This is a genomic window from Mycolicibacterium duvalii (genome assembly GCF_010726645.1).
In the GTDB taxonomy this organism is placed as follows: Bacteria; Actinomycetota; Actinomycetes; order Mycobacteriales; family Mycobacteriaceae; genus Mycobacterium; species Mycobacterium duvalii.
This window is the reverse complement of the sequence record NZ_AP022563.1, coordinates 4,667,431-4,688,817: the sequence shown is the minus strand read 5'-3', so window position 1 is coordinate 4,688,817 and position 21,387 is coordinate 4,667,431. Positions and strand designations below refer to the sequence as shown.

General features: G+C 70.4%; 17 protein-coding genes. 9 read left to right on the top strand and 8 right to left on the bottom strand.

The features are described 5' to 3' along the window. Positions 1 to 11: 11 nt before the first annotated feature. The 3 genes from G6N31_RS22165 to G6N31_RS22155 all read right to left on the bottom strand — a co-directional run bounded on the left by G6N31_RS22165 (position 12) and on the right by G6N31_RS22155 (position 2,843). On the bottom strand, positions 12 to 1,148 hold the full coding sequence (locus tag G6N31_RS22165; RefSeq protein ID WP_098004262.1) for an FAD-dependent oxidoreductase: 1,137 nt from the start codon (positions 1,146 to 1,148) through the stop codon (positions 12 to 14). Further along, entirely contained in the window at positions 1,145 to 1,969 is an 825-nt protein-coding gene (locus G6N31_RS22160; RefSeq protein ID WP_098004307.1) for a DUF1295 domain-containing protein, read from the bottom strand. The genes G6N31_RS22165 and G6N31_RS22160 overlap by 4 nt, the downstream gene beginning before the upstream one ends. 91 nt (positions 1,970 to 2,060) lie before the next feature. After that, the gene (locus G6N31_RS22155) at positions 2,061 to 2,843 is read right to left on the bottom strand and encodes a glutaminyl-peptide cyclotransferase (RefSeq protein WP_098004261.1); all 783 of its coding nucleotides are present in this window, start codon (positions 2,841 to 2,843) and stop codon (positions 2,061 to 2,063) included. A gap of 31 nt (positions 2,844 to 2,874) precedes the next feature. Between G6N31_RS22155 and G6N31_RS22150 the strand changes: the two genes are divergently transcribed. Next, on the top strand, positions 2,875 to 4,035 hold the full coding sequence (locus tag G6N31_RS22150) for a zinc-binding dehydrogenase (RefSeq protein ID WP_163722313.1): 1,161 nt from the start codon (positions 2,875 to 2,877) through the stop codon (positions 4,033 to 4,035). Positions 4,036 to 4,045: 10 nt separating this feature from the next. On the opposite strand, the gene hrpA is transcribed toward G6N31_RS22150, so the two are convergent. The 3 genes from hrpA to G6N31_RS22135 are packed head-to-tail and all read right to left on the bottom strand — an operon-like array spanning position 4,046 to position 9,271. Continuing rightward, the gene (gene hrpA, locus G6N31_RS22145) at positions 4,046 to 7,948 is read right to left on the bottom strand and encodes an ATP-dependent RNA helicase HrpA (RefSeq protein WP_098004260.1); all 3,903 of its coding nucleotides are present in this window, start codon (positions 7,946 to 7,948) and stop codon (positions 4,046 to 4,048) included. Positions 7,949 to 7,971: 23 nt separating this feature from the next. Continuing rightward, complete coding sequence (locus tag G6N31_RS22140) at positions 7,972 to 8,361, bottom strand: VOC family protein (protein WP_098004259.1); 390 nt, start codon at positions 8,359 to 8,361, stop codon at positions 7,972 to 7,974. Positions 8,362 to 8,377: 16 nt separating this feature from the next. After that, positions 8,378 to 9,271 (bottom strand): mycobacterial-type methylenetetrahydrofolate reductase, encoded by an 894-nt coding sequence (locus G6N31_RS22135; protein WP_098004258.1) that lies wholly within the window; start codon positions 9,269 to 9,271, stop codon positions 8,378 to 8,380. 148 nt (positions 9,272 to 9,419) lie between these two features. On the opposite strand from G6N31_RS22135, the gene G6N31_RS22130 reads away from it, so the two are divergent. The 3 genes from G6N31_RS22130 (at position 9,420) to G6N31_RS22120 (ending at position 13,490) form a co-directional block, all read left to right on the top strand. Further along, a complete protein-coding gene (locus tag G6N31_RS22130) occupies positions 9,420 to 10,568 on the top strand; it encodes a hypothetical protein (RefSeq protein WP_098004257.1) in 1,149 nt (382 codons plus the stop codon). Between the two features lie 10 nt (positions 10,569 to 10,578). Next, positions 10,579 to 12,036: a protein adenylyltransferase SelO gene (locus tag G6N31_RS22125; protein WP_098004256.1), complete on the top strand. Its 1,458-nt coding sequence runs from the start codon at positions 10,579 to 10,581 to the stop codon at positions 12,034 to 12,036. Positions 12,037 to 12,125: 89 nt separating this feature from the next. Beyond that, on the top strand, positions 12,126 to 13,490 hold the full coding sequence (locus G6N31_RS22120) for a WS/DGAT/MGAT family O-acyltransferase (protein WP_234815378.1): 1,365 nt from the start codon (positions 12,126 to 12,128) through the stop codon (positions 13,488 to 13,490). Positions 13,491 to 13,502: 12 nt separating this feature from the next. Here G6N31_RS22120 and G6N31_RS22115 read toward each other — a convergent pair whose 3' ends face one another. Then, positions 13,503 to 14,144 carry a hypothetical protein gene (locus tag G6N31_RS22115; RefSeq protein WP_098004254.1) on the bottom strand — a complete coding sequence of 214 codons (642 nt, stop codon included), beginning with the start codon at positions 14,142 to 14,144 and terminating at the stop codon, positions 13,503 to 13,505. A 217-nt stretch (positions 14,145 to 14,361) separates the two neighbouring features. On the opposite strand from G6N31_RS22115, the gene G6N31_RS22110 reads away from it, so the two are divergent. From G6N31_RS22110 to G6N31_RS22090, 5 genes are all read left to right on the top strand, one after another. Then, positions 14,362 to 14,706, top strand: a complete 345-nt coding sequence (locus G6N31_RS22110) for a hypothetical protein (RefSeq protein WP_098004253.1) — start codon at positions 14,362 to 14,364, stop codon at positions 14,704 to 14,706. Positions 14,707 to 14,872: 166 nt separating this feature from the next. Further along, on the top strand, positions 14,873 to 16,150 hold the full coding sequence (locus G6N31_RS22105) for a metal-dependent hydrolase family protein (protein ID WP_098004252.1): 1,278 nt from the start codon (positions 14,873 to 14,875) through the stop codon (positions 16,148 to 16,150). 21 nt (positions 16,151 to 16,171) lie between these two features. Continuing rightward, positions 16,172 to 17,194, top strand: a complete 1,023-nt coding sequence (locus tag G6N31_RS22100) for a CobW family GTP-binding protein (protein WP_098004251.1) — start codon at positions 16,172 to 16,174, stop codon at positions 17,192 to 17,194. An 84-nt stretch (positions 17,195 to 17,278) separates the two neighbouring features. Continuing rightward, complete coding sequence (locus G6N31_RS22095) at positions 17,279 to 17,611, top strand: DUF2237 family protein (RefSeq protein ID WP_234815377.1); 333 nt, start codon at positions 17,279 to 17,281, stop codon at positions 17,609 to 17,611. Positions 17,612 to 17,655: 44 nt separating this feature from the next. Beyond that, entirely contained in the window at positions 17,656 to 18,186 is a 531-nt protein-coding gene (locus G6N31_RS22090; protein WP_098004249.1) for a DUF4333 domain-containing protein, read from the top strand. A 6-nt stretch (positions 18,187 to 18,192) separates the two neighbouring features. Here the strand turns inward: G6N31_RS22090 and G6N31_RS22085 are convergent, their stop codons facing one another. Further along, on the bottom strand, positions 18,193 to 20,985 hold the full coding sequence (locus tag G6N31_RS22085) for an AAA family ATPase (RefSeq protein WP_264033342.1): 2,793 nt from the start codon (positions 20,983 to 20,985) through the stop codon (positions 18,193 to 18,195). Between the last annotated feature and the right edge of the window lie 402 nt (positions 20,986 to 21,387).

The window sequence follows — 21,387 nt, the reverse complement described above, 5'->3', positions numbered from 1 at the left end:
GACGGGAATCGCTACCCTGAGCGCACTTTCGCGGTGTCGGCGGGGTCGGCGCGCACGCCCCGGTAGATGCCCCACCGGACGATCAGCGGCATCAGCACCCGCTCGAACGACCAGGCCGGGAACCGGAAGGCCCGGCCGTTGGGCGCGAAGACCTGCAGGCCGTCGGGTTGGATGCCGAGCACCGACCCCCAGCGACGCGTCGGGGCGCGATAGGACTTGAGCGGCTTGCCCGTTGCCGCCGCGCGGATGTTGTGGGCCAGCAGCCCGTCAGCGCGGTTGCGCGCCGAGCTGCGCAGCGGGTCGGTCGCCGCGACGTCGCCGATGGCGAACACCTCGGGATGTCCGGGCACCTGCAGTTGCGGGGTGACCGGGACGAAGCCGCCGTCGTCGAGCAGTTCGGCGGGCAGCCAGTCGGTGTTGGGCCGGACCCGGCCGATCGCCCACAGCACGACATCGGCCGACGCGGGCGGCTGGCCGGTGCTCCACCGGACCTCTCCGCTGGTCAGCTCGTCGGCGGCGAACCCCTCGTCGAGTTCCGCGCGATGCCCGGGGTGCAGCCCGACACCGGCCTCGGTGAGCCTGCGCTCGATACTGCGCCAGGTGCGTGGATGGTGGCCGGGAAGCGCCCGCTCGCCGGGGAAGTACAGGTCGACGCGTTTGTCCGGCCAGGCACCGGCGATCTGGGCGGCGCTGCTGACCGCGGCCGCACGACCGCCGATCACGATCACCGAACCGGCCGCCGCGAGACGGTCGTGCGGTGCTCGCAGGTCGGAATCGATGTCGTCGGCCGACTGCAGCGTGGGACGGCGCCAGAACCCGTTGCTCACGCCGGTGGCGATCACCAAGACGTCGTAGGACACCGTGGCCCGGGAGCCGTCGGCGCGGGTGACGACGACATGGCGGGTGTCCAGGTCGACCCCCGAGAGGGTGCCGTGCACGGTGCGGACCCGGTCCAGACCCCGGAACTGCGAGAACGGGATCCAGTTGTGCCGGGCCCAGTGGCCGGGCCGGGCCAGCCGCCAACCGAGTTCCTGTCCGCTGACCAGTCCGGGCTTGCTCGAGATGCCGACCACATCGACGTGGCGGGCCAGCTTGATCGCGGTCAGCACACCGGTGTCGCCCAGACCGGCGACGACCACCCGCGTCATGCGTTGACCTTCGCCGGCGGGCGCGGGACGAAGCGCGACACCCGGTCGACGACGGCCTGGTACCCCGGTCTGCGCTCCAGGCTGCGGGACTCCATCATCGGGATGCTCGCACCGAGGAACATAGCCAGCATCGCCAGTGCACCGGCGAACAGCCACCACGCGTCTGCCGGCGAGGCCGCGACCCCGAACAGCGCGAGCGCGAACCAGAAGCCGAATTCGCCGAAATAGTTGGGGTGCCGCGACCACGACCACAGCCCGCGGTCCATCACCTCACCGGGCCGGCGGTCGGCGACGAACCGGTGCATCTGCGCGTCGGCGACGAACTCCAGGGCCACCGCGGCCATCCCGATCGCGAACGCCACCACCGCGAGCCACACCAGACCAGTGCCGGGTGTCGTCAGCGCGACATAGACGGGCACCATCGCGAGGAACACCTGCAGCGTGGGGATCAGGTGGATCGCCACCAGATCGACCGCGAACTCCCATCGACCCGCGCGGGCGCGGAACATCGGATAGCGCCAATCCTCGTGGTGCAGGCCGGGGAAGGCGTAGACCCAGTTGCCGGTCAACCGCACCGCCCACACCACGACGAGCACCGTGACCAACCAGGTCCGCAGCGGATCGGAGGCCACGTCGCTCTGGCTCCACCAGTAGAACAGCAGCAGCGGCGGGATCACGCTCCAGTACGCGTCATAGAAGCTCGAGTTGCGGTAGGCGCGGCTGAACCCGAAGATCACCAGCGTCGCCAGGATGTCGGCGATCAGCGTGTCCAGCCACAACCGCCCGGTCGACGGACCCCACCCCAGCCATACACCGGCCACCGCGATCGCGGCCACGTAGGCCGCGGTGACCACCGCCAACGACCCGGCCTTGCTCCTTGTCTGCTGCTGCACGGATCTGATCTTGCCCTGCCTAGCCGAGACGCACGCGGAAGGTCGTCGGCCAGTACTTGCCGGTGACCAGGAACTCGGCTCCCTCGACGTGGGCGATGCCGTTGAGCACCTGCGCCTCGGCCGGGATGCCGCGCTGCCACAGCCCCGAGGCGTCGACGACGAGGTCGACGGCGCCCGACGCGGGGTCGATGCGCACGATGGTGTCGGTGGGCCACACATTGGCCCACACCTGCCCGTCGACGCACTCGAGCTCGTTGAGGCCGCCCACCGGCCGGCCGTCACGGGAGACGTCGACACCCCCGATTTCGGTCATGTCGCCGGGGTCGTGGAAGCGCAGTCGGCTGGTGCCGTCGCTGCGGATCAGCCTGCCGCCGTCGTAGCAGAGCCCCCAGCCTTCGCCGTCGACCGCGACCTCCCGCCGCGGCGTCAGCGTGGCCCGGTCCCACTCGACGGCCACGCCGTCGCGGTAGGTCAGCTGCCAGACCCGGTCGCCGACGACGGTGATGCCCTCGGCGAAGTACCCGCCGGGCACGTCGACCGCGCGCCGCACCGCACCGGTCTGCGGGTCCAGCTCCCGCAGCTGCGACGCGCCGGCCAGCCCGGTGCCCTCGTAGAGCACGCCGCCGTCGATCTCGAAGCCCTGCGTGAACGCCTCCGGGTCGTGGGCCGTCTGGCTCACCACCACCGGCTCCACCACCGGTGCGGCCGGCACGGCCTGGGCATGCGGAACGCCGGCGCCGACGAGCCATGCCACCGGCAGCAGCGCGGCCCAGGTGCGCCACTTCGCGGCATCACGGGTCATACCGCCGTTCTACCGTGCGACGATGGCCTGCGTGAAAGCAGTCAGCTGTGCGCACGGCACCTTGGAGGTCGTCGACCTCCCCGATCCGCGGCCGGCCGACGGCCAACTCGTGCTCGACGTGCTGCGCTGCGGCATCTGCGGATCCGATCTGCACGCCAAGGATCACGCCGACGAGCTCACCGAGGTGATGGCCGAGGGCGGCTACCACGATTTCATGCGCGGGGACACCCCGACGGTGATGGGCCACGAGTTCTGTGGCGTGGTCCGCGAGCGCGGGCGCAAGGTCGGCAAGGGTCTGGCCGAGGGGACCCCGGTGGTGGCGATGCCGCTGCGGCGCGCCGCGGACGGGGTGCACCTGATCGGCCTGTCGCCGCTCGCGCCCGGGGCCTGCGCCGAGCAGGTGCTGACCGAGGCCGCGCTGACCTTCCCGGTGCCCAACGGCCTGGACCCCGCGACCGCCGCCCTCACCGAGCCGATGTCGATTGCGTTGCATGCGGTGCGCCGCAGCGACATCTCGACCAAGGACGTCGCGATCGTGATCGGGTGCGGCCCGGTGGGCCTGGCGATCATCTGCCACCTCAAGGCCCGGGGCGTGCGCACGATCGTGGCCAGCGACTTCTCCCCCGCCCGTCGGGAGCTGGCCCTCCGCTGCGGCGCCCACACCGTCGTCGACCCGGCCGTCGACTCGCCGTACGAGGCCGTGCCGCCCAAGCAGCGCGGCCTCACCGACCTGCCCGAGCTGATGCGGCTGGGGGTCGGGTCGATGGAGAAGTTGCGCAAGATCCCCGGCTGGGCCCACGTGTACCGGGTGGCCGACCGGCTGGGCGGCACGGCGCCGAAGCGTCCGGTGATCTTCGAGTGCGTCGGCGTGCCGGGCATGATCGACGGCATCATCGCGGCGGCGCCGCTGGCATCGCGGGTCATCGTCGTCGGGGTGTGCATGGGCGAGGACCGCATCCGCCCGGCGATGGCGATCGGCAAAGAGGTGGAGCTGCGGTTCGTGTTCGGCCAGACCCCGCTGGAGTACCGCGACGCGCTGTACATGCTGGCCGAGGGCACGCTCGATGCGTCGCCTCTGGTCAGTGCCACCGTCGGACTGGGCGGTGTCGGCGCCGCGTTCGACGCGCTGCGTGACCCGGAGGTCCACTCCAAGATCCTGATCGACCCGTCCAGTACCGCGACGCGGCCGTAGCGCCAGAGGCTCAGCTGTGCACCGCGTCGATCGCGCGGTAGATGCGCTGTTCGCTGACCGACCGGGCGGTGCCGAGCTGCTGCGCCCACAGGCTGACCCGGAACTCCTCGATCAGCCAGCCGATGTCGGCGACGTCGGCGGCGGCGGCCCGCGCCGGCGACAGCGCCGCCCGCAGGTCGTCGTAGGCGTGCTGCATTGCCGCGACCCGCTCCATGCGTTCGCGGTCCGCGGCCGGCGCGTGCGGGAGCCGGTCCAGCCGGCGCACCACCGCGGCCAGGTAACGGGCCAGATCCCCGAGCCGGGCCGCCCCGGCGGCCGTGACGAACCCCACCGGCAACAGCCGTGCCAATTGGGCACGGATGTCGGCGACCGCGTCGGCCTGCAGCGCGGTCGGCCGCGCCGGCAGCGCGAGCATGACCTCCCGCCGGCTCTGCAGCACGCGCTGGGCGCGACGCACCACGTCGACCGTGGTCTTCTGCAGTGACGCTGCCAATCGTGCTCCGGCAGCGTCGAATTCGGCCCTGGTCCACACCGGGCGCGCAACCAGCACCGCCACCGCGGCATCGGCGCAGTCCTCGAACAACGCGGTCAGTGAGCCATCGGGGTTGTCCCCCAACTCCAGGCGGGTACGGGTATCGAGGCTGCGCTCAACGGCTTTGAGCACGTTCGGGCCGGCCAGTCGCAGCAGCCGGCGGCTGCCCGGCCCCATCCGGGCCTCCTGTTCGGCCGGGGTGGCGAACACCTCGATGTCGACCGCACGGCCCGCGTCGACGAATGCCGGGTAGCCGCGCACCGGGTGACCCGCCGTACCGGCTTCTTCCACCACCCGGGGCAGTTCCTCTAGGTCGTCGGGCCAGCCGCGCAGACCGCGGCGGACCAGATCCCCGGCGACGGTGGCCGCGACGGCGGCCCGGGCCGGTCCAGCCAGTTGCTCCTGCAGTGCGCCCAGGTCCTTGCCGGACGAGACCACGGTGCCGTCCGGGCCTTCCACCGCGAACGTGACCCGCAGGTGCGGGGGCACCTTGTCGAGGTCGAAAGCGTCGACCGGCACCAGTATTCCGCTGCGCCGCTTGAGTTCCCGCTGTACGGCGTCCAGCAGCGGGCCATCGCCGGGAGAGATCGCGCGTAACAGCGCGCGTGCGGTGTCCGGTGCCGGCACGAAGTTGCGGCGCAGGTCCTTGGGCAGCGATTTGATCAACGCCACCAGCAGCTCTTCGCGCAGTGCCGGTACCTGCCAGGCGAATTGGTCGCCACCGAGGCGGGCCAGCACCTCGACCGGCACGTGCACAGTGACGCCGTCGTCGGCGGCGCCTGGCTCGAATCGGTAGGTCAGCGGCAGCGTGGTGTCCCCGGCCTGCCACGCGTCGGGCTGCTCGGCCTCGGATTCGCTGCGCAGCAGGTCCTTTCGGGTCAGCGTGAGCAGATCGGGGGTTCGGCGGCGGGTTGTGCGCCACCACCCGTCGAAGTGGCGCGCCGAGACCACCTCGGCCGGGATGCGGGTGTCGTAGAACGCGTAGATGTCGTCGTCGGTGACCAGCAGGTCGCGGCGGCGGGCCCGCTCCTCCAGCTCGGCCAGCTCGGCTCGGAGCCGGGCATTGTCGGCGAAGAAGTGGTGTCTGGTGCGCCAGTCCTGATCGACCAGGGCGTGGCGGATGAACAGCTCGCGCGAGACTTCCGGATCGACGTCGGCGTATCCGACCCGGCGGCGCGCCGCCAGCGTCAACCCGTAGAGCGTCACCCGTTCGAAGGCCATCACCGCGCCACGCTCGGCGTCCCAGTGCGGTTCGCTGTAGCTGCGCGACACCAGATGTCCCGCCAGTCGCTCCACCATCTGGGGCTCGACACGGGCCGCGGTGCGCCCGTAGAGCCTGCTGGTCTCCACCAGGTCGGCGGCCACCACCCAGCGGGGCGGGCGCTTGGCCAGCGCCGAACCCGGCGCGAGGACGAACTTCGCGTTGCGGGCACCCTGATAGATCCGACCGTCACCGTCGCGCATGCCTACGTGCGACAGCAGCCCGGCGGTCAGCGCGGCATGCACCCGGGACGCGTCGGCGGGCTCGTCGCCCTCGGTGATGCCCAGGTCCCGGCAGATGCCGCGCAGCTGGCCGACCAGGTCCTGCCATTCCCTGATCCGCAGATAGTGCAGGAACTCGTCGTGGCACATGCGGCGAAACGAGTTGCCGGAACGTTCTTTTCGCTGCTCCCCCAGATACCGCCAGAGGTTGAGGTAGGAGACGAAGTCGGAGTGGGGGTCGGTGAAGCGGGCGTGTTTGGCGCGGGCGGCGTCCTCGCGCTCGGCGGGACGTTCCCGCGGATCCGGAATCGACAGCGCGGCGGCCAGCACCAGGACCTCTCGCACGCAACCCTCGGTGTCGGCCTGCAGCAGCATCCGGCCCAGCCGAGGATCGACCGGGATCTGCGCCAGCCGCCGACCGACGTCGGTGAGTTCACCCGTGCTGCCGAACGCGCCGAGCTCCTGCAGCAGGGCCACCCCGTCGCGGACGCTGCGCGCGTCGGGCGGGTCGAGGAACCCGAACCGTTCGACGTCGCCGAACCCGAGCGCGGCCATCTGCAGGATGACCGCGGCCAGGTTGGTGCGCAGGATCTCCGGGTCGGTGTAGCGCGGTCGCGACACGAAGTCCTGCTCGGAGTACAGGCGGATACAGACCCCCGGTGCGGTGCGTCCGGCCCGCCCGGTGCGCTGCGCCGCCGACGCCTGCGAGATCGGCTCGATCGGCAGCCGCTGCACCTTGGTCCGCCTGCTGTAGCGGGAGATGCGCGCGGTTCCCGGATCGACGACGTACCGGATACCGGGCACCGTCAGCGAGGTCTCGGCGACGTTGGTCGCCAGCACCACTCGTCGGTTCTGGTGCGGGGCAAAGACCTTCTGTTGTTCGGCAGTCGGCAACCGGGCGTACAGCGGTAGCACCTCGGTCGGCGGCCGGACGTCGGCCAGCGCGGCGCGCAACGCCTCTGCGGTATCGCGGATCTCGCGCTCTCCGGACAGGAACACCAGCACGTCGCCGTCGGGTTCGGCCTGCAGTTCGCGCACCGCGTCGACGATCGCCTCGGTCTGGTCGCGCAATTCGGTGCGCACCACCTCGTGGTCCGGGTCGTCGGGATCGTCATTGTCGTCGGCGGTGACGGCGACTTCCAACGGGCGGTAACGGATCTCGACCGGGTAGGTGCGTCCGGACACGCTCACGATCGGCGCGGGACCGTGCTCGGCCCCGAAATAGGCGGCGAAGCGTTCGGGTTCGATGGTGGCCGAGGTGATGACGACCTTGAGCTCGGGCCGGCGCGGCAACAGCTCGCGCAGGTAGCCGAGCAGGAAATCGATGTTGAGGCTGCGCTCGTGGGCTTCGTCGATGATCAGGGTGTCGTAACGCAACAGGCGGCGGTCGCGCTGGATGTCGGCCAGCAGAATGCCGTCGGTCATCAACTTGACCAGTGTGCGGTCACCGGCCTGATCGGTGAACCGGACCGTGTAGCCGACTGCGTCGCCGAGCGGGGTGCCCAGTTCGTCGGCGATGCGTTGGGCAACGGAGCGGGCCGCCAGCCGGCGCGGCTGGGTGTGGCCGATCGTGCCGCGGATGCCGCGACCCAGTTCCAGACAGATCTTCGGCAGCTGGGTGGTCTTGCCCGAGCCGGTCTCACCGGCGACGATCACCACCTGGTGGGCCGCGATGGCCGCGGCGATCTCGTCGCGGTGCTCGCTGACCGGCAGGTCCGGATAGCTGATGGCCGGCAGCGCGGCCGTCCGCGTGGCGACCAGCGCCTCGGCCGCGGCGAACTGACGCTGCAGGCGCTCGAGTTGTTGAGCGGTGGGAGACCGCAGCTGGCGCAACCGGCGGCCCAGCCGCGCCGCGTCCCGGATCGTCAGGTCGTCGAGGCGTGCGCGCAGCGCCGCCACCTGGTCACGATGGGCGGCAGTGCTCAATCCGCGCCGAAGGTCGTGAGGCAGAACGGATGGCCGGCCGGGTCGATCATCACCCGCCACCGGTCGGGCTGCGGCTGGTGGTCGGCCCGCCGGGCGCCGAGCTGTTCAGCGCGTGCGACGGCGTGATCGAGATCGTCGACCGAGACGTCGAGGTGCATCTGCTGCAGCTGACCGGGTTCGGGCCACGTCGGCGCGACGTAGTCGTCGACGCGCAGCATGGCCAGCGTCTGACTGCCGTCGCTGATGGCCACGATGCTGCCGTCGGGCCGTTCGACGATGCGCCGCATCCCGAGCAGCGGCGCATAGAAGTCGGCGAGCGCAGCCGGATCGGGGCAGTCGATCGAGGTCGCACCCAGCCGCCCGATCGGTGCACGGTCCTGTGTCATGCCATCGCCTCGGTTGTCACGGTCGGTCCGGTGACCAGTACTCGAGCATTTCTGCGAAGGTCTCGAACGCGGCGGTGTTGACGCCGTAGGTGGCCTCGAAATGCACACTCAGCGGGAATCCGAGTTCGCCGACACCGTTGACCACCCGCTTGTACAGCTCGAGCATCAGGGCCCGGCGGTTGGCGGGGTCCGTGTCGGCCAGCGTCCGGACGAACTCCTGCTCGCGGGCCACCGCCTCGTTGCCGGGGTCCTGAATCAGCCAGTGGATCAGACCGACGCGGCTTTCCACCTTCGGAACGAACCCGAAGGACAGCAGGATCTCGGGGCGGTGTTGGGTGGTGGCGGCGAACTCGGTGAGGAAGTCGACGATCGCGTCGGAGTAGAGCAGCTGCGTCATGCCGTAAGTGGCGCCGCGGTCGCATTTGAAATTGAACCGGCCCTGCTCGCCCTCCCGGGTGGGGATCAGGATGACGCCGCGGTTGTCGACCACTTCGTCGAACATCGACAGCGCATCGGTCGGCGCCACGCCGGTGCCTTCGCCGTCGCTGAGCGTGCGCGGCACCCCGACGAACGCGATGCCCTCGAAACCGCTGTCCCGCAGCGCGGTCAGCCGGGTGCGCAGCGCCGCTTCGTCGGTGAACGCGGTGACCTGCGTGCACAACCCCTTGATACCGGGCAGCTGCGGTTTGATGATCTCCCAGAAGTCCAGCACGTCGAGCTTGGGCTTCATCTCGATCGGACGATCGCCGTCCTCCTCGATCATCCCCGGGATCATCACGTGGCGGACCCGGCCGGCCAGCCCGGCCTCCGCCGAACAGCGCAGTACCTTCTCCGCGTCCTCCAGGGCGCGCTCCCGTGCCCCGTCGACGTTGGGCGGCACCAGCTCGAGGGCGATGGTGTTCAAGCTCACAGCGATTGCTCCACATCTGTCATGCGACGTCGGCGCGGGCTCCCCAAACCCGCTCGTCGGCCCGAGATTCCCCCGCTCCCGGCGGGCATCACCATACCCAGTCGCCGTGTTCACGCGCCCGGCACGCACGGCACCATGGACAGCAGCCATGACTACACACGCCACTTTCCTGACGCGGTCGCGGTCGCTGCTGCTGCTGACGCTGGCGGTCGTCGCGGCCCTGGTCGCCGCCTGCACCGGCGTCGAGCCGGCGCCCGACCCGACGCCTGGCACCGAACCGAGCTCACCGTTCGACCCGACCACCACGACGACGCAGCCCACCGGCCCGCTGCTGGCCTACCGCGCGGCCGACGAGATCGGACTGGTCGACGGCACCCGAGTCGTCGCGACAGTGAAGGGCACCTTTCCGACGTCGAACGACCTGATCACCACCGAGGACCGCCGCTTCGTGTTCGCGCGCACCGAGGACAACCGACTGGCCACCCTGGACGTGGTGACGCGGCGCGGCAGCATCCGGCCGGTCACCGTCGGCCCCACCCTGGGCACCAGCGGGGACAGTGCCGTGGTGTGGTGGGAGCAGCCCGACCGGTTGATGCGCCTGGACCTGTCGGACCCGGACGCGGCCCCCCAGGTCGCGCAGACAGTCGCCCTCCCACCGGCGGCCGGGGTTCCGCCCGGCGCGCCCCGGCTGGTCGTCGCACGTGGCGGCACCGCCGTGCTGGCACGTGTCGAGGCGCCCCCGTCACCGTTCGGCGGCCCGGACACCCTCTACGCGGTCCGCGGTCCCGGTCCGCCCGCCCCGCTCGGGCAAGCCGACGCCAACAGCCCGGTGACCGTGGCCCGGCTCAGCCCCGACGGGGCGGAGCTGGCCTACGCGCTCTATCGCGCCGTCGACGGCGCCTGCGGCACCGCGGCGGTGGTGCAGTCCAAAGCCGACGGCACCCAGGAGACGTTCGAGGTGGCCGGCGCGGATCCCGCCGCCGGATCGCGCGTCACCAGACTGTGGTGGCCGACCGAGGGCCTGCCGGAGTTGAGCCTGTCGACGTGGCATTGCGGCGCCCCGCCGAGCGCACCTCCATTGGTGTGGCAGGTGGTCGATTCGACCATCGCGCAGCTCTCCCCGCCCACCTCGGCGTTGCAGACCGCCGAGCTGGAGCCGGGCAAGCGCGCACTACTGCTGCCGAACACCGACGATTACGCCGCGCCCGCGGGCACCCTGGTCTACGAGGACGGGGGCCGGCGGTTCCCGGTGAGAGAGGACGTCGACGGCATCGCGGTGATCCCGCCGGCTCCGTAGGCTGGATGGGGTGACCCTCGCACTCCACAGCCGGTTCGCCGGTGAACTGCCCGAGCTGGCGGTGGGCTGGAAGGCCGAGGAGGCCCCCGAGCCGACACTGCTGGTGCTCAACGAAACGCTCGCCGCCGAGCTGGGCCTCGACCCCGACTGGCTGCGCAGTCCCGACGGCATCGGGCTGCTGGTCGGCGCGACGCTTCCAGCGCAAGCCACCCCGGTCGCCCAGGCCTATGCAGGTCACCAGTTCGGCGGGTTCGCGCCCCGGCTCGGGGACGGCCGCGCGTTGCTGCTCGGCGAGGTCGTCGACGCTGACGGCCGAATGCGCGACCTCCACCTGAAGGGCTCGGGGCGGACCCCGTTCGCGCGGGGCGGCGACGGGCTGGCCGCCGTCGGACCGATGCTGCGCGAGTACCTGATCAGCGAGGCCATGCACGCCCTGGGCATTCCGACCGCACGCGCGCTGGCGGTCGTGGCCACCGGCCGCCCGGTCTACCGCGAGACGATCCAGCCCGGGGCGGTGCTGGCGCGCGTGGCCGACAGCCATCTGCGGGTCGGTAGTTTCCAGTACGCCGCGCTGGTGGCCCAGTCCACCGGTGACCCGGCGGTGCTGCGCCGGCTCGCCGACCACGCCATCGCCCGGCACCACCCGGCTGCGGCCGACGCGCAGAACCCGTACCTGGCCCTGCTGGACGCCGTCATCGCCGTCCAGGCCCGGCTGGTCGCGCAGTGGATGCTGGTCGGCTTCGTCCACGGAGTGATGAACACCGACAACATGACGATCTCCGGGCAGACCATCGACTACGGCCCGTGCGCGTTCATGGAGGCGTTCGACCCGGCCACCGTCTTCAGTTCGATCGACAGCTGGGGCCGCTACGCCTACGGCAATCAGCCGTCGGTGGCGCTGTGGAACCTGGCCCGCTTCGCCGAGACACTGCTGCCGCTGCTCGGCGAGGACACCGATGAAGCCATCCGGCTGGCCGAAGCCCACCTCGGGGCCTTCCAGATGCACTACGAGACACAGTGGTCGGCGGGGATGCGGGCCAAACTCGGGGTACCGGACGCCGCCGTCCCCACCGTCGAACCGTTGATCACCGACCTGCTCGAGCAGATGCAGCAGAGCCACATCGACCACACCTCGTTCTATCGGCGGTTGGCCACCGCGGCGCGCGGGGACGCCGAGCCGGTGCGCGGCGAGTTCGTCGACCTCGCGCGGTTCGACGAGTGGACACAACGCTGGCGCGCGCTGGGACCCGACGCCGAGGCGATGGATCGAGTCAACCCGGTCTACATCCCCCGCAACCATCTGGTCGAGGAAGCGTTGACGGCCGCCGCCGAGGGTGACCTCGCGCCGTTCGACCGCTTGCTGTCGGTGGTGCAGGCCCCGTACGTCGAACGCCCGGGACTCGAGCGCTACACCGAACCGGGCGACAAGGAGTTCACGACAGGTTTCCGGACATTCTGTGGAACCTGATCGTCCCGGCGTAACGTGACGTGGTGACCACCAAACGGCTCGGGTTGGAAGACCTTCTCTTCATCTACGGCGAGACACCGAGCTCGAAAATGCATGTGGCGGGGCTACTGCCGTTCACCCCGCCGCCCGACGCGCCCGCCGACTTCCTGCGCACGATGATCGACGAGGCGCGCACGCAGGAGGTGGTCGCCCCGTGGAATCTGAAGCTGGCCCATCCGCGGCTGCAGTTCAGTCCGCTGCACAGCTGGGTCACCGACGACAACTTCGACTTCGACTATCACGTGCGGCGCTCCGCGCTGGCCAGCCCAGGCGATCAGCGCGAGCTGGGCGTGCTGGTGTCCCGGCTGCACAGCAACCACCTCGACCTGACCCGCCCGCCGTGGGAGCTGCACGTCATCGAGGGTCTGGAGGGCGGGCGCTTCGCGTTGTACGCGAAGGTGCACCACGCACTCGTCGACGGGTACAGCGCCATGCGCATGCTGGCGCGCAGCCTGTCGCGCGACCCGGATGCCCGCGACACCCGCTTCTTCTTCAACATCCCGGCCCCGCCGCGCTCGGCGCGGGAGGCGCCCGAGCCTGCACCGGCCGGCGCGTCGAACCCGCTGACGTCGGCTGTGCGCGCGCTGACCGGGGTCGGGTCCACCGTGGCCGGCGGCCTCAACGCCGCCGCGGGGCTGACCTCCGCGCTGGTGAACACCCAGATCCGGCGCGACGGCGACTACCGGCACATCGCCGGGTCGGCGTCGGCGCCGCACAGCATCCTCAACGCCCGGATCAGCCGCAACCGCCGCTTCGCCACCCAGCAATACGACTTCGACCGGCTCAAGAAGCTCAGCTCTGCGCACGGCGCCACCATCAACGACGTGGCGCTGGCCATCATGGGCGGGGGCCTGCGCACCTTCCTCGCCGAGGTGGACAAGCTGCCCGACCGTTCGCTGGTCGCGTTCCTGCCGGTCAACGTCCGACCCAACGGTGACGAGGGCGGCGGCAACGCCGTGGGGGCGATCCTGGCGCCGATGGGCACCGACATCGCCGATCCGGTGCAGCGCCTCCAGGCCGTCACCGCCGCCACGCACGCCGCGAAGGCCGAACTGCAGAAGATGTCACCGGCGGCGATCATCGCCTACAGTGCCGCGCTGCTGGCCCCGGCCGGCAGCCAGATCGCAGGCGCGCTGACCGGCATCGAGCCGCCCTGGCCCTACACGTTCAACCTGTGCGTGTCGAATGTGCCCGGACCTCGGGAACCGTTGTACTTCAACGGTTCCCGGCTCGAGGCGACGTTCCCGGTGTCCATCCCGATCCACGGCATGGCCCTGAACATCACCCTGCAGAGCTACGCCGAAACCATCAACGTCGGCTTCGTCGGCTGCCGCGATCGGCTGCCGCACCTGCAGCGGTTGGCCGTCTACACCGGGGAGGCTCTCCAAGCGCTCGAGGACGCGACGCAGCGGTAGCGCGCCTGGAGATCAGTCGCCGAGTTCGCCGGCGATGTTGCGCTCCAAAACCGCGCGGGCCCGGGGCGGAAGCACCAGCAGGCCGTCGAGTTCGCGGCGCGCCAGCCGGTAGGCCCGCTCCCGCTCCTGCGGAGTGGCGGCCTCGTCGGCGGCGACACGCAGCAGGCGTTGGGCACGGCCCAACCGCTGCTGCTCCTCCGCGGAGTACCCGCCGTGGCGCCGGCGAATCGCTTCGGCCTCGGCGATGTCGAAAGCGGTCGCGTACTCGCCGACCGCGTCCAGGTACTCCTGCATCGCCGCCCGGTCGGCGACCAGATCCTCGACGTCAGCGGGCCGGTGAAAGTCGGCCCGCAGCTTGGCCCGGTGGAACCGCTCGGTGCGCGGATCCCGCATGTCGGTCATCAGCGGATACTCCAGTAACTTGCCGACGTCCAGTTCGTAGTCCAGCCAACGGGTGTCGGTGCGGTCGTGTTCCTCGACGGCGCGCGTCACCGCCCTGCGCTGCGCCGCAGTCGGATCGGTCGCCGGTCCCGGTTCCACCGCCGCGGGCCGCTGCCCGCGCACCGCCGCGATGCCCCGCCACGTCGCATAGCCCACGCCTGCCAGGGGCACCAGCAGCAGCAACAACTCGAGCAGCCGGAACACCAAACCCATTGAGCCAGGATGCCAGTTCGGCCACCCCGCTGCGCCGAGGGCGGCTGACAGCGGGTGCCGCAGCGGCCGAGGAATGGTTAGGGGCACCAAGTAAACAGGTTTCGAGCCGTGACCGACGGGCAATCTAACTGTCATGCGAAACAAGACATCGAAACTCGGAACCCTTGGATCCCTGGTCTTTGCGGGCGCTGCGGCAACTGCGATCGCTACCGCCCCGATGACCTTCGCGCAACCGGCGCCGCCGCCGTGCTTCAACCCGGACGGCACCCCGTGTGCCGTCAACGGCACCGCCGGACCCGGCGGCGCAGCGGGTGCGGTCCCCGGCGGCCCGGCGGGCGAGGCCGGGCCCGGTGGCGCCAGCGGCGTCATCCCCGGTGGACCCGGCGGCGCGGCCGGCCCCGACGGTGCCACCGGCGCCATTCCCGGCGGCCCCGCCGGCACGGCAGGGCCGGGCGGCGCGAGCGGCAGCCTGAGCCCCGGCGGCATTGGTGGCTCGGCCGGACCCGGCGGCGCCTCGGGCTGCATCCCCGGCGTGGGCTGCGCATCGATCCCCGCTCCGTAGTACGACACCCACCCATTCGCCACAGCGCGACTCCGACGCGGCGCCGCGGAAGCCGGGCCTGACCTGATCAGGCCCGGCTTCTGCACGTCGCACCGTGCGCCGTGCCGGACCTCCCACCATGTCCGGCCACCTCGGCGCTAACCTGTGGCCGACACGGGAGGTCTGTATGGGTGCGGCGAACGCTGCGACGAAGCGTCTGCTGATCAAGAACGTCCGGATCTTCGACGGCCGGACGCCCCGGCTGACCGACGGTCATGTGCTGGTGGAGGGCCGCACCATCGCCGCCGTCGAACCCTCACCGATCGCCGAGGCCCCCGGCACCACCGTCATCGACGGTGGTGGCCGGACGTTGATGCCGGGCATGAGCGACGCGCACGTGCATCTGGTGGGCATGGCCAACACGCTGCTCGACCTCGCGATGGGCACGCAGACCCTGTTGGCGGCCCGCACCCTGGCCCGCGCCAAGGACACGCTGCTGCGCGGCTTCACCACTGTGCGCGACATGGCCGGTGACACCGCCGGCATCAAGCAGGTCATCGACGAGGCGCCCGAGCTCGGCCCGCGGATCTATCCGAGCCAGGCCGCGGTGTCGCAGACCGGGGGCCACGGCGATTTCGGCTTCGTCTACGAGACGCCCACCGCGCTGGGCGGCGCGCCGTCCCGGGCCGAGCAGATCGGGTTCATGCGGGTCGCCGACGGCGCCGACCGGGTCACCGCCGCGGTGCGTGAGCAGCTGAAATCCGGTGCGGCGCAGATCAAGTTGATGGTGGGCGGCGGCGCGGCATCGCTGTATGACCCGCTCTACACGGTACAGTTCACTCCGGCCGAATTGCGCGCCGCCGTCGAGGCCGCCCGCGACTACGGCACCTATGTCGCGACCCACGTCTACAACGTCACCGGGATCCGGCGGGCGGTCGAGGCCGGCGTGCGGTCCATCGAGCACGGCCACCTCGCTGACGAGGACACCGTCGCACTCCTCGCCGAACGCGAAGTGTGGCTGTCCACCCAGCCGTTCGCCGAGCACGATCACAGCTTCCTCAATCCCGACAGCGCGGCCAAGAATCGGGAGATCTGCGCAGGCACCGACCAGCTCTACCGATGGGCCACCAAACACGGCGTAAAGGTGGCCTGGGGCACCGACCTGCTGTTCGAGCCGGAACGTGACGACGTGCAGAGCCAGATGCTGGTGCGGCTCGGTGAGTACATGACCACGTTCGAGGCGCTGACCATGGTCACCTCGGGCAACGCCGAACTGTTCCGCCTGTCGGGTCAGCGCGATCCGTACCGCGCGGCCCGGCTGGGCGAAATCACCCCGGGCGCTTGGGCCGACGTGCTGCTCGTCGACGGCGACCCGACGACCGACCTGGCTCTGCTGGGCGATCCGGCAGCCCATCTCGCCGTGATCGTCAAAGACGGCCTGGTGGTCAAGAACCAGTTGCCCTGACCCTGGGTAGGCTGTCGTGCCGTGCAGCCCATCCCCGTCATCGCGCTGACCGGTTATCTCGGGGCCGGCAAGACCACGCTGCTCAACCACGTGCTCCGTAGCCCGGGTGCCCGGATCGGCGTGGTGATCAACGATTTCGGTGAGCTCAACGTCGACGCGGCGCTGGTCACCGGTCAGGTCGATGAGCCGGCCTCGATCGCCGGGGGTTGCATCTGCTGCCTGCCCGACGACGGCGGCCTCGATGTCGCGCTGGCCCGGTTGGCCGACCCCAAGCTGCGCCTCGACGCCATCATCATCGAGGCCAGCGGACTGGCCGACCCGGTGGCGATCTCGCGCATCATCCGGTTCAGCGGCGTCGACCGGGTCCGGCCGGGCGGGGTGATCGACGTCCTCGACGCGGCACGGCACTTCGAGACCGTCGACCGTGACGCGGCCCCGCCGGCGCGCTACCGCGCGGCATCCCTGGTCGTGGTGAACAAACTGGACCAGGTCGCCGAGGCCGAGCGAGTTGCGGTGCTGCGGCGTGTCGAAGAGCGGATACACCCGAGCAACCCGCACGCACGCGTGATCGGTGCGGTCGGCGGCCGGATCGACCCCGCGCTGCTCTACGACGTGGCCGGCGGCGACGAGACGGGGCAGCTGACTTTTCGCGAATTGCTCTACGACAGCGAGGCTGCGGACGGCACGCATGACCACACCCACGCCGACTCGGTGACGGTGGTGACCGACGGGTGCGCCGACCCGGATGCGGTGTTCGATCTGCTCGAGGAACCACCGGCGGGGGTGTACCGGATGAAGGGCACGGTCGCGGTGCGGTACCGGTCGCAGACGCGCGGCTACGTCGTCAACGTGGTCGGCTCGTCGGTGCACGTGGCGGCCGCGTCAGGCGCGCGACCGTCGGGCAGCAGCCTGGTGGCCATCGGCATGGACTTCGACGCCGCGGCGGTGCGGACCCGGTTACGCGAAGCTCTGGCCGTACCGGCCGGCCCCGCGCCGGCGTCCGGAATCCGGCGGATTGCGCGGTATCGCCGGCTGAGCATCTGAGGTCGGCGCGATACTGAGGCGGTGCCAGAGCAACCAGAGCAGAATGTGCTCGGCGGACCGTTGACGCCGTGCGGTACCGACCCGATGACCGGTTTCTTCCGTGACGGCTGCTGCAGCACCGGCGAGCAGGACCTGGGCCGCCACACCATCTGTGCGGTGGTGACCGCGGAATTCCTTGCCCACCAACGCGGTATCGGCAATGACCTGTCGACCCCGATGCCGGTCTATCGCTTCCCCGGCCTCATGCCGGGCGACCGCTGGTGCGTGACCGCACGCAACTGGCTGCGCGCCCACCAGGACGGCTTCGCCTGTCCGGTGGTGCTGGCGTCCACCCATGCGCGCACGCTCGACATCGTGCCGCTGAATGTGTTGCAGGCCTATGCCGTTGACGTTCCCGATGACCTGACCGGGCTCTGAGGTCTATGATCATGAAATCCTGCTGACCCTGAATCGAGGCGATCATGACACCAGGACTGCGATCGGCACCGGCGTTGGTGTTGGCTGGCACCATCCTGGTGTTGCCGGCCTGCCAGATGTCGGTCTCTACGGGCGGGTTGGACTACGACAAGCTCGAGACCGCGATCACCGACGAATTGAACACCACCTACCAACCGATCGAGCAGCAGGTGTCGTCGCTGGAGTGCCCGCGCAAGTCGCCATCCCCGGGCACGGGGGACAAGCTGGTCTGCACCGCCGAGGTGGGCGGGCAGACCGTTCGGGTCGAGGCCACCGTGACCGACGACGACTACAACGTCGATTTCGCCACGCTGGACACCCTTTACAACCTGCCCGACACCGCCGCGGCGCTCTCCGAGGAGATCTCGAATCAGGTCGGCTTCCCGGTCACCGTGACCTGCGGAGCCGGGTTGCGTGCCGTGGAGGTCGGCAAGTTCCTGGATTGCACCGCAGCAGATGAGGCCGGGGTCGAACGCACAGTGCGGGTGACCGCCGCCCCGGTCGGCGAGAACGATCAGTGGGAGTTGCTCGATTAGGTTCGTCTAGCGGCCGGGATCTTCCTGCTCGGCGCCGTCGGGCGCGTCCATCCGGCGGGCCAAACCGGCCCGCGAGCGGATGCCGAGCTTGCGGTACACGCGAGAGAGGTTGACCTCCACGGTTTTCGGGCTGATGAACAACGCCGCGGCGACTTCGCGGTTGGACATTCCCGAAGCGACCAGCTCGGCGACCCGTCGTTCAGACTTGGTGAGCTGCGCGGCATCCTCGGTGCGGACGGCGGTGGCGCGGTCCAACTCGGCGCGGGCACGCACAGACCAGAGCGCACACCCGAGGTCATCGAAAACAGACAGCGCGTCACGGATGTTGGCCGCGGCAGCGTCTCTGTGCCGTTGCCTGCGCTGGAGCCGGCCCCACAACAACTGGGTGCGCGCACGTTCGAACGGCATCGGCAGTCGGTCGTGGTGGGCCAGCGCCAGCCGCGCGGCCTCGCTTGCGGCGTCCACGTGGCCCCCCGCCGCCAGCAACATGCTGCGGCAGCGTCCGCCGACGGCCAGCATCCGAGCTCGATCGAGCCGGTGCCCGCAGCGTTCGAGCCGCTCGACCAACGCTTCGGCTTGACCGAGCCGGCCCACCTGTATCAGGGCCTCGGCCGCATCGGCGACGAACGGAGCGGTGCAGATCTCGACGGCGTCCGGTGTTTTTTCGAGGACCTCGATCAGCGGGGAAAGCGTGGTCACCGCCGAGTCATAGTTACCCAGCGACAACTCCAACAAGCCCAGTGCGGTGATCGGCCACACCGCCAGGATCTGGGCGCCGCACCGCAGGCTGGCTTCCAGCGCGGCGTGGGCGTCGGCACGGGTTTCGTCCTCGCGACCGACATGGGCGAACAGCAGCGCGCGCATCGTCAGGGCGGTTGCCTGGGCCAGGTCGCCGCCCAGCTGGCGCGCGCGTTGCGTCGCTTCGTCGGCGATCACCTCGGCACGGTCGAGTCTGCCCAGCCAGAGCTCGATCTGAAAGCTGTGGAACGTGACGTGGATGAGGTCGTTCTCCTCGCCACGATCTATGCAGCGCTGCCGGATCGCGGCCGTCTCGTCGCGGGCGCGCTGGAGATCGCCGGTCCACGACGAGTACATCGCGCGGTGCACGCTGGGCCGGAAGGTCATCGGTACCGGCGCGTGCTCGTCCTCCAACTCGAGGGCGCGCTGCAGGCACTGTTGGTCAACGCCGTCGCCTCGCAGGAAGCGCACGTTGACGCGCAAACTCAACGCCTGACACAGCAGGTGCGGTTGGCCGGCGCGTTCAGCGGCGGCCACCGCGTCGTCGACTGTTCGCACTGCTGCGGTGAGTCGGCCGGCATGCAGCAACGCGAACGACAAGCTGACCAGAACCTGGGCGCGCAGCGCGTCGTCGTTCTCGGCCTCGTTCAGCGCGCGCTCCAGGAGGCTGACGGCCTGCTGGTAATCGGCATCGACCGCCCGCACGGCGGCGAGCTGGCTGAGTGCCTCTGCGCGCACTCTGCCGGCGTCGAGTTCCTCGACGGTGGCCTGCAGCAGCTCCTGGGATCGCCTCAAGTCTCCGGCGTCGCGGTGATTGTGCGCCGAGCGGATCCGCCGCTCCGGGGTGTCACCGCCCAGTCCCAGGGCCAGGTCCAGTAGTTCGGCGGCGGCTGCCGGCGCCCCCCGCGCACGGGCGATTTTCGCGGCCTGGTCCAGAGACTCCAGTGTCTTCGGATCAGCGCTGACCGACGCCAGAGCCAGGTGGCGCGCCTGGAGTTCAGGCTCCTCGACAAGGCCGGCCAACCGGCGATGCAACGTTCGGCGCCGGGAGCGGCCGGCCCCGGTGTAGACGCCCCTGGCCAACAGCGGGTGAGCGAACCGGATCTGGTGCCCGTCGATGACAACAAGGCCCTGGTCCTCAGCATCCTCGAGCAGCCGTGCGGTTTCCTCGGTGTCGGCGTCGGTCGCACCCGCGATGAGGTCGATGGTCGGCTCTTTCATGCAGGCCGCCGCGAGTAACGCCTCATGGACGTCGGAATCGAGCCCGCCGACCCTGGCCCGTACCAAATCGGCCAGCGTGTTCGGAAGGCCTGTTGCGGCGCCGGCCGGCTCCACCTCCATCGCCCGCGCCAACTCCAGCGCATAGAACGGGTTTCCGCCCGAAATCTCCGCGATCCGCACCATCGTCGGTCTGGACACCGACCGGCCCAACCGGTCGGACACGACCGCGCTCAGTCCACCAAGGCTCAGCGGACCGACCTTGACGCGCTCGAGGGCTTCAGGTCTGGGCAACTGCAGCCATGAACACGCACTGCCCGACGCCGGATCGATCCGCTCGGTGGCGAGCACCCCCACTCGCGCGGTCAGCCGCCTGGCAGCGAACGCGACCGCGTGCACGCTGGACGGATCGAGCCACTGCAGATCGTCGATCGCCAGCAGTACCGGCGCGTGTCCTGCCAGAGAATCGATCAGGGAACAGAATCCGGCGGCCACGGCGCGCTGGTCGGTTTCATGGCTCACGTCGTGGCTGTGCGACAGGACCCGTTCCAACGCCCGCGTCTGCGGCGCCGGCAGAGCCGCCCACGCCGCTGCGTCGACGTTGCCCAGCACGTCGGCCAAGCCCGCATAGGCCAGCACCGATTCGGCCTCGGCCGCCCGCGCCGACAGCACCGTGAAACCGCGCTGCCGCGCCCGGTCGATCGCAGCGAACCACACCGTGGTCTTGCCGATGCCCGCTTCGCCCTCCAGAATCAGCGCCGAAGGCCCGCCCGACATCCGGTCCAGAAAATCGGCGATTGCGCCGTCTTCGCCTGGACGGCTGACGAGACGAAGCGGCGTCACTGAAACGCTCCCCCTTCCGACCGACGGCGCCGGCAAGCGCTTCCCCGACGCATGGCAGGAGTGTGTGCCATGCGCGGTGGGTCGCTCGGCGACCTCATCGACCGTCCTTCCCTTTCAGCGATCCGCAAACGAACCGTATGGGGACCTGGGGTTACGAACCATTCTGACGAACTGGTCGCGACACTGCCCACGAACCGTGTGCTCAACCGCGTAGGCGGCGTGCGCGAACGCGGCAGTTCTCTGCCCGCATGTTTCGGCAACCTGAAGGTCTGGCCCAACTCGACTATCCCACAGGTCCGCTGCCCGGGTGGTGGGGACGGTCGGAGCGCAGCCAGCATGTACCAAGCACCACAACCGATTCCAACCATCAGAGGCGTTTCGGCGATGTGCGCAATCGCTCGG

Coding starts and splice junctions, on each gene's coding strand:
- G6N31_RS22165 (WP_098004262.1), bottom strand. CDS start 1,148: ATGACGCGGGTGGTCGTCGCCGGTCTGGGCGACACCGGTGTGCTGACC.
- G6N31_RS22155 (WP_098004261.1), bottom strand. CDS start 2,843: ATGACCCGTGATGCCGCGAAGTGGCGCACCTGGGCCGCGCTGCTGCCG.
- G6N31_RS22140 (WP_098004259.1), bottom strand. CDS start 8,361: ATGACACAGGACCGTGCACCGATCGGGCGGCTGGGTGCGACCTCGATC.
- G6N31_RS22130 (WP_098004257.1), top strand. CDS start 9,420: ATGACTACACACGCCACTTTCCTGACGCGGTCGCGGTCGCTGCTGCTG.
- G6N31_RS22120 (WP_234815378.1), top strand. CDS start 12,126: ATGCATGTGGCGGGGCTACTGCCGTTCACCCCGCCGCCCGACGCGCCC.
- G6N31_RS22115 (WP_098004254.1), bottom strand. CDS start 14,144: ATGGGTTTGGTGTTCCGGCTGCTCGAGTTGTTGCTGCTGCTGGTGCCC.
- G6N31_RS22110 (WP_098004253.1), top strand. CDS start 14,362: ATGACCTTCGCGCAACCGGCGCCGCCGCCGTGCTTCAACCCGGACGGC.
- G6N31_RS22105 (WP_098004252.1), top strand. CDS start 14,873: ATGGGTGCGGCGAACGCTGCGACGAAGCGTCTGCTGATCAAGAACGTC.
- G6N31_RS22095 (WP_234815377.1), top strand. CDS start 17,279: ATGACCGGTTTCTTCCGTGACGGCTGCTGCAGCACCGGCGAGCAGGAC.
- G6N31_RS22090 (WP_098004249.1), top strand. CDS start 17,656: ATGACACCAGGACTGCGATCGGCACCGGCGTTGGTGTTGGCTGGCACC.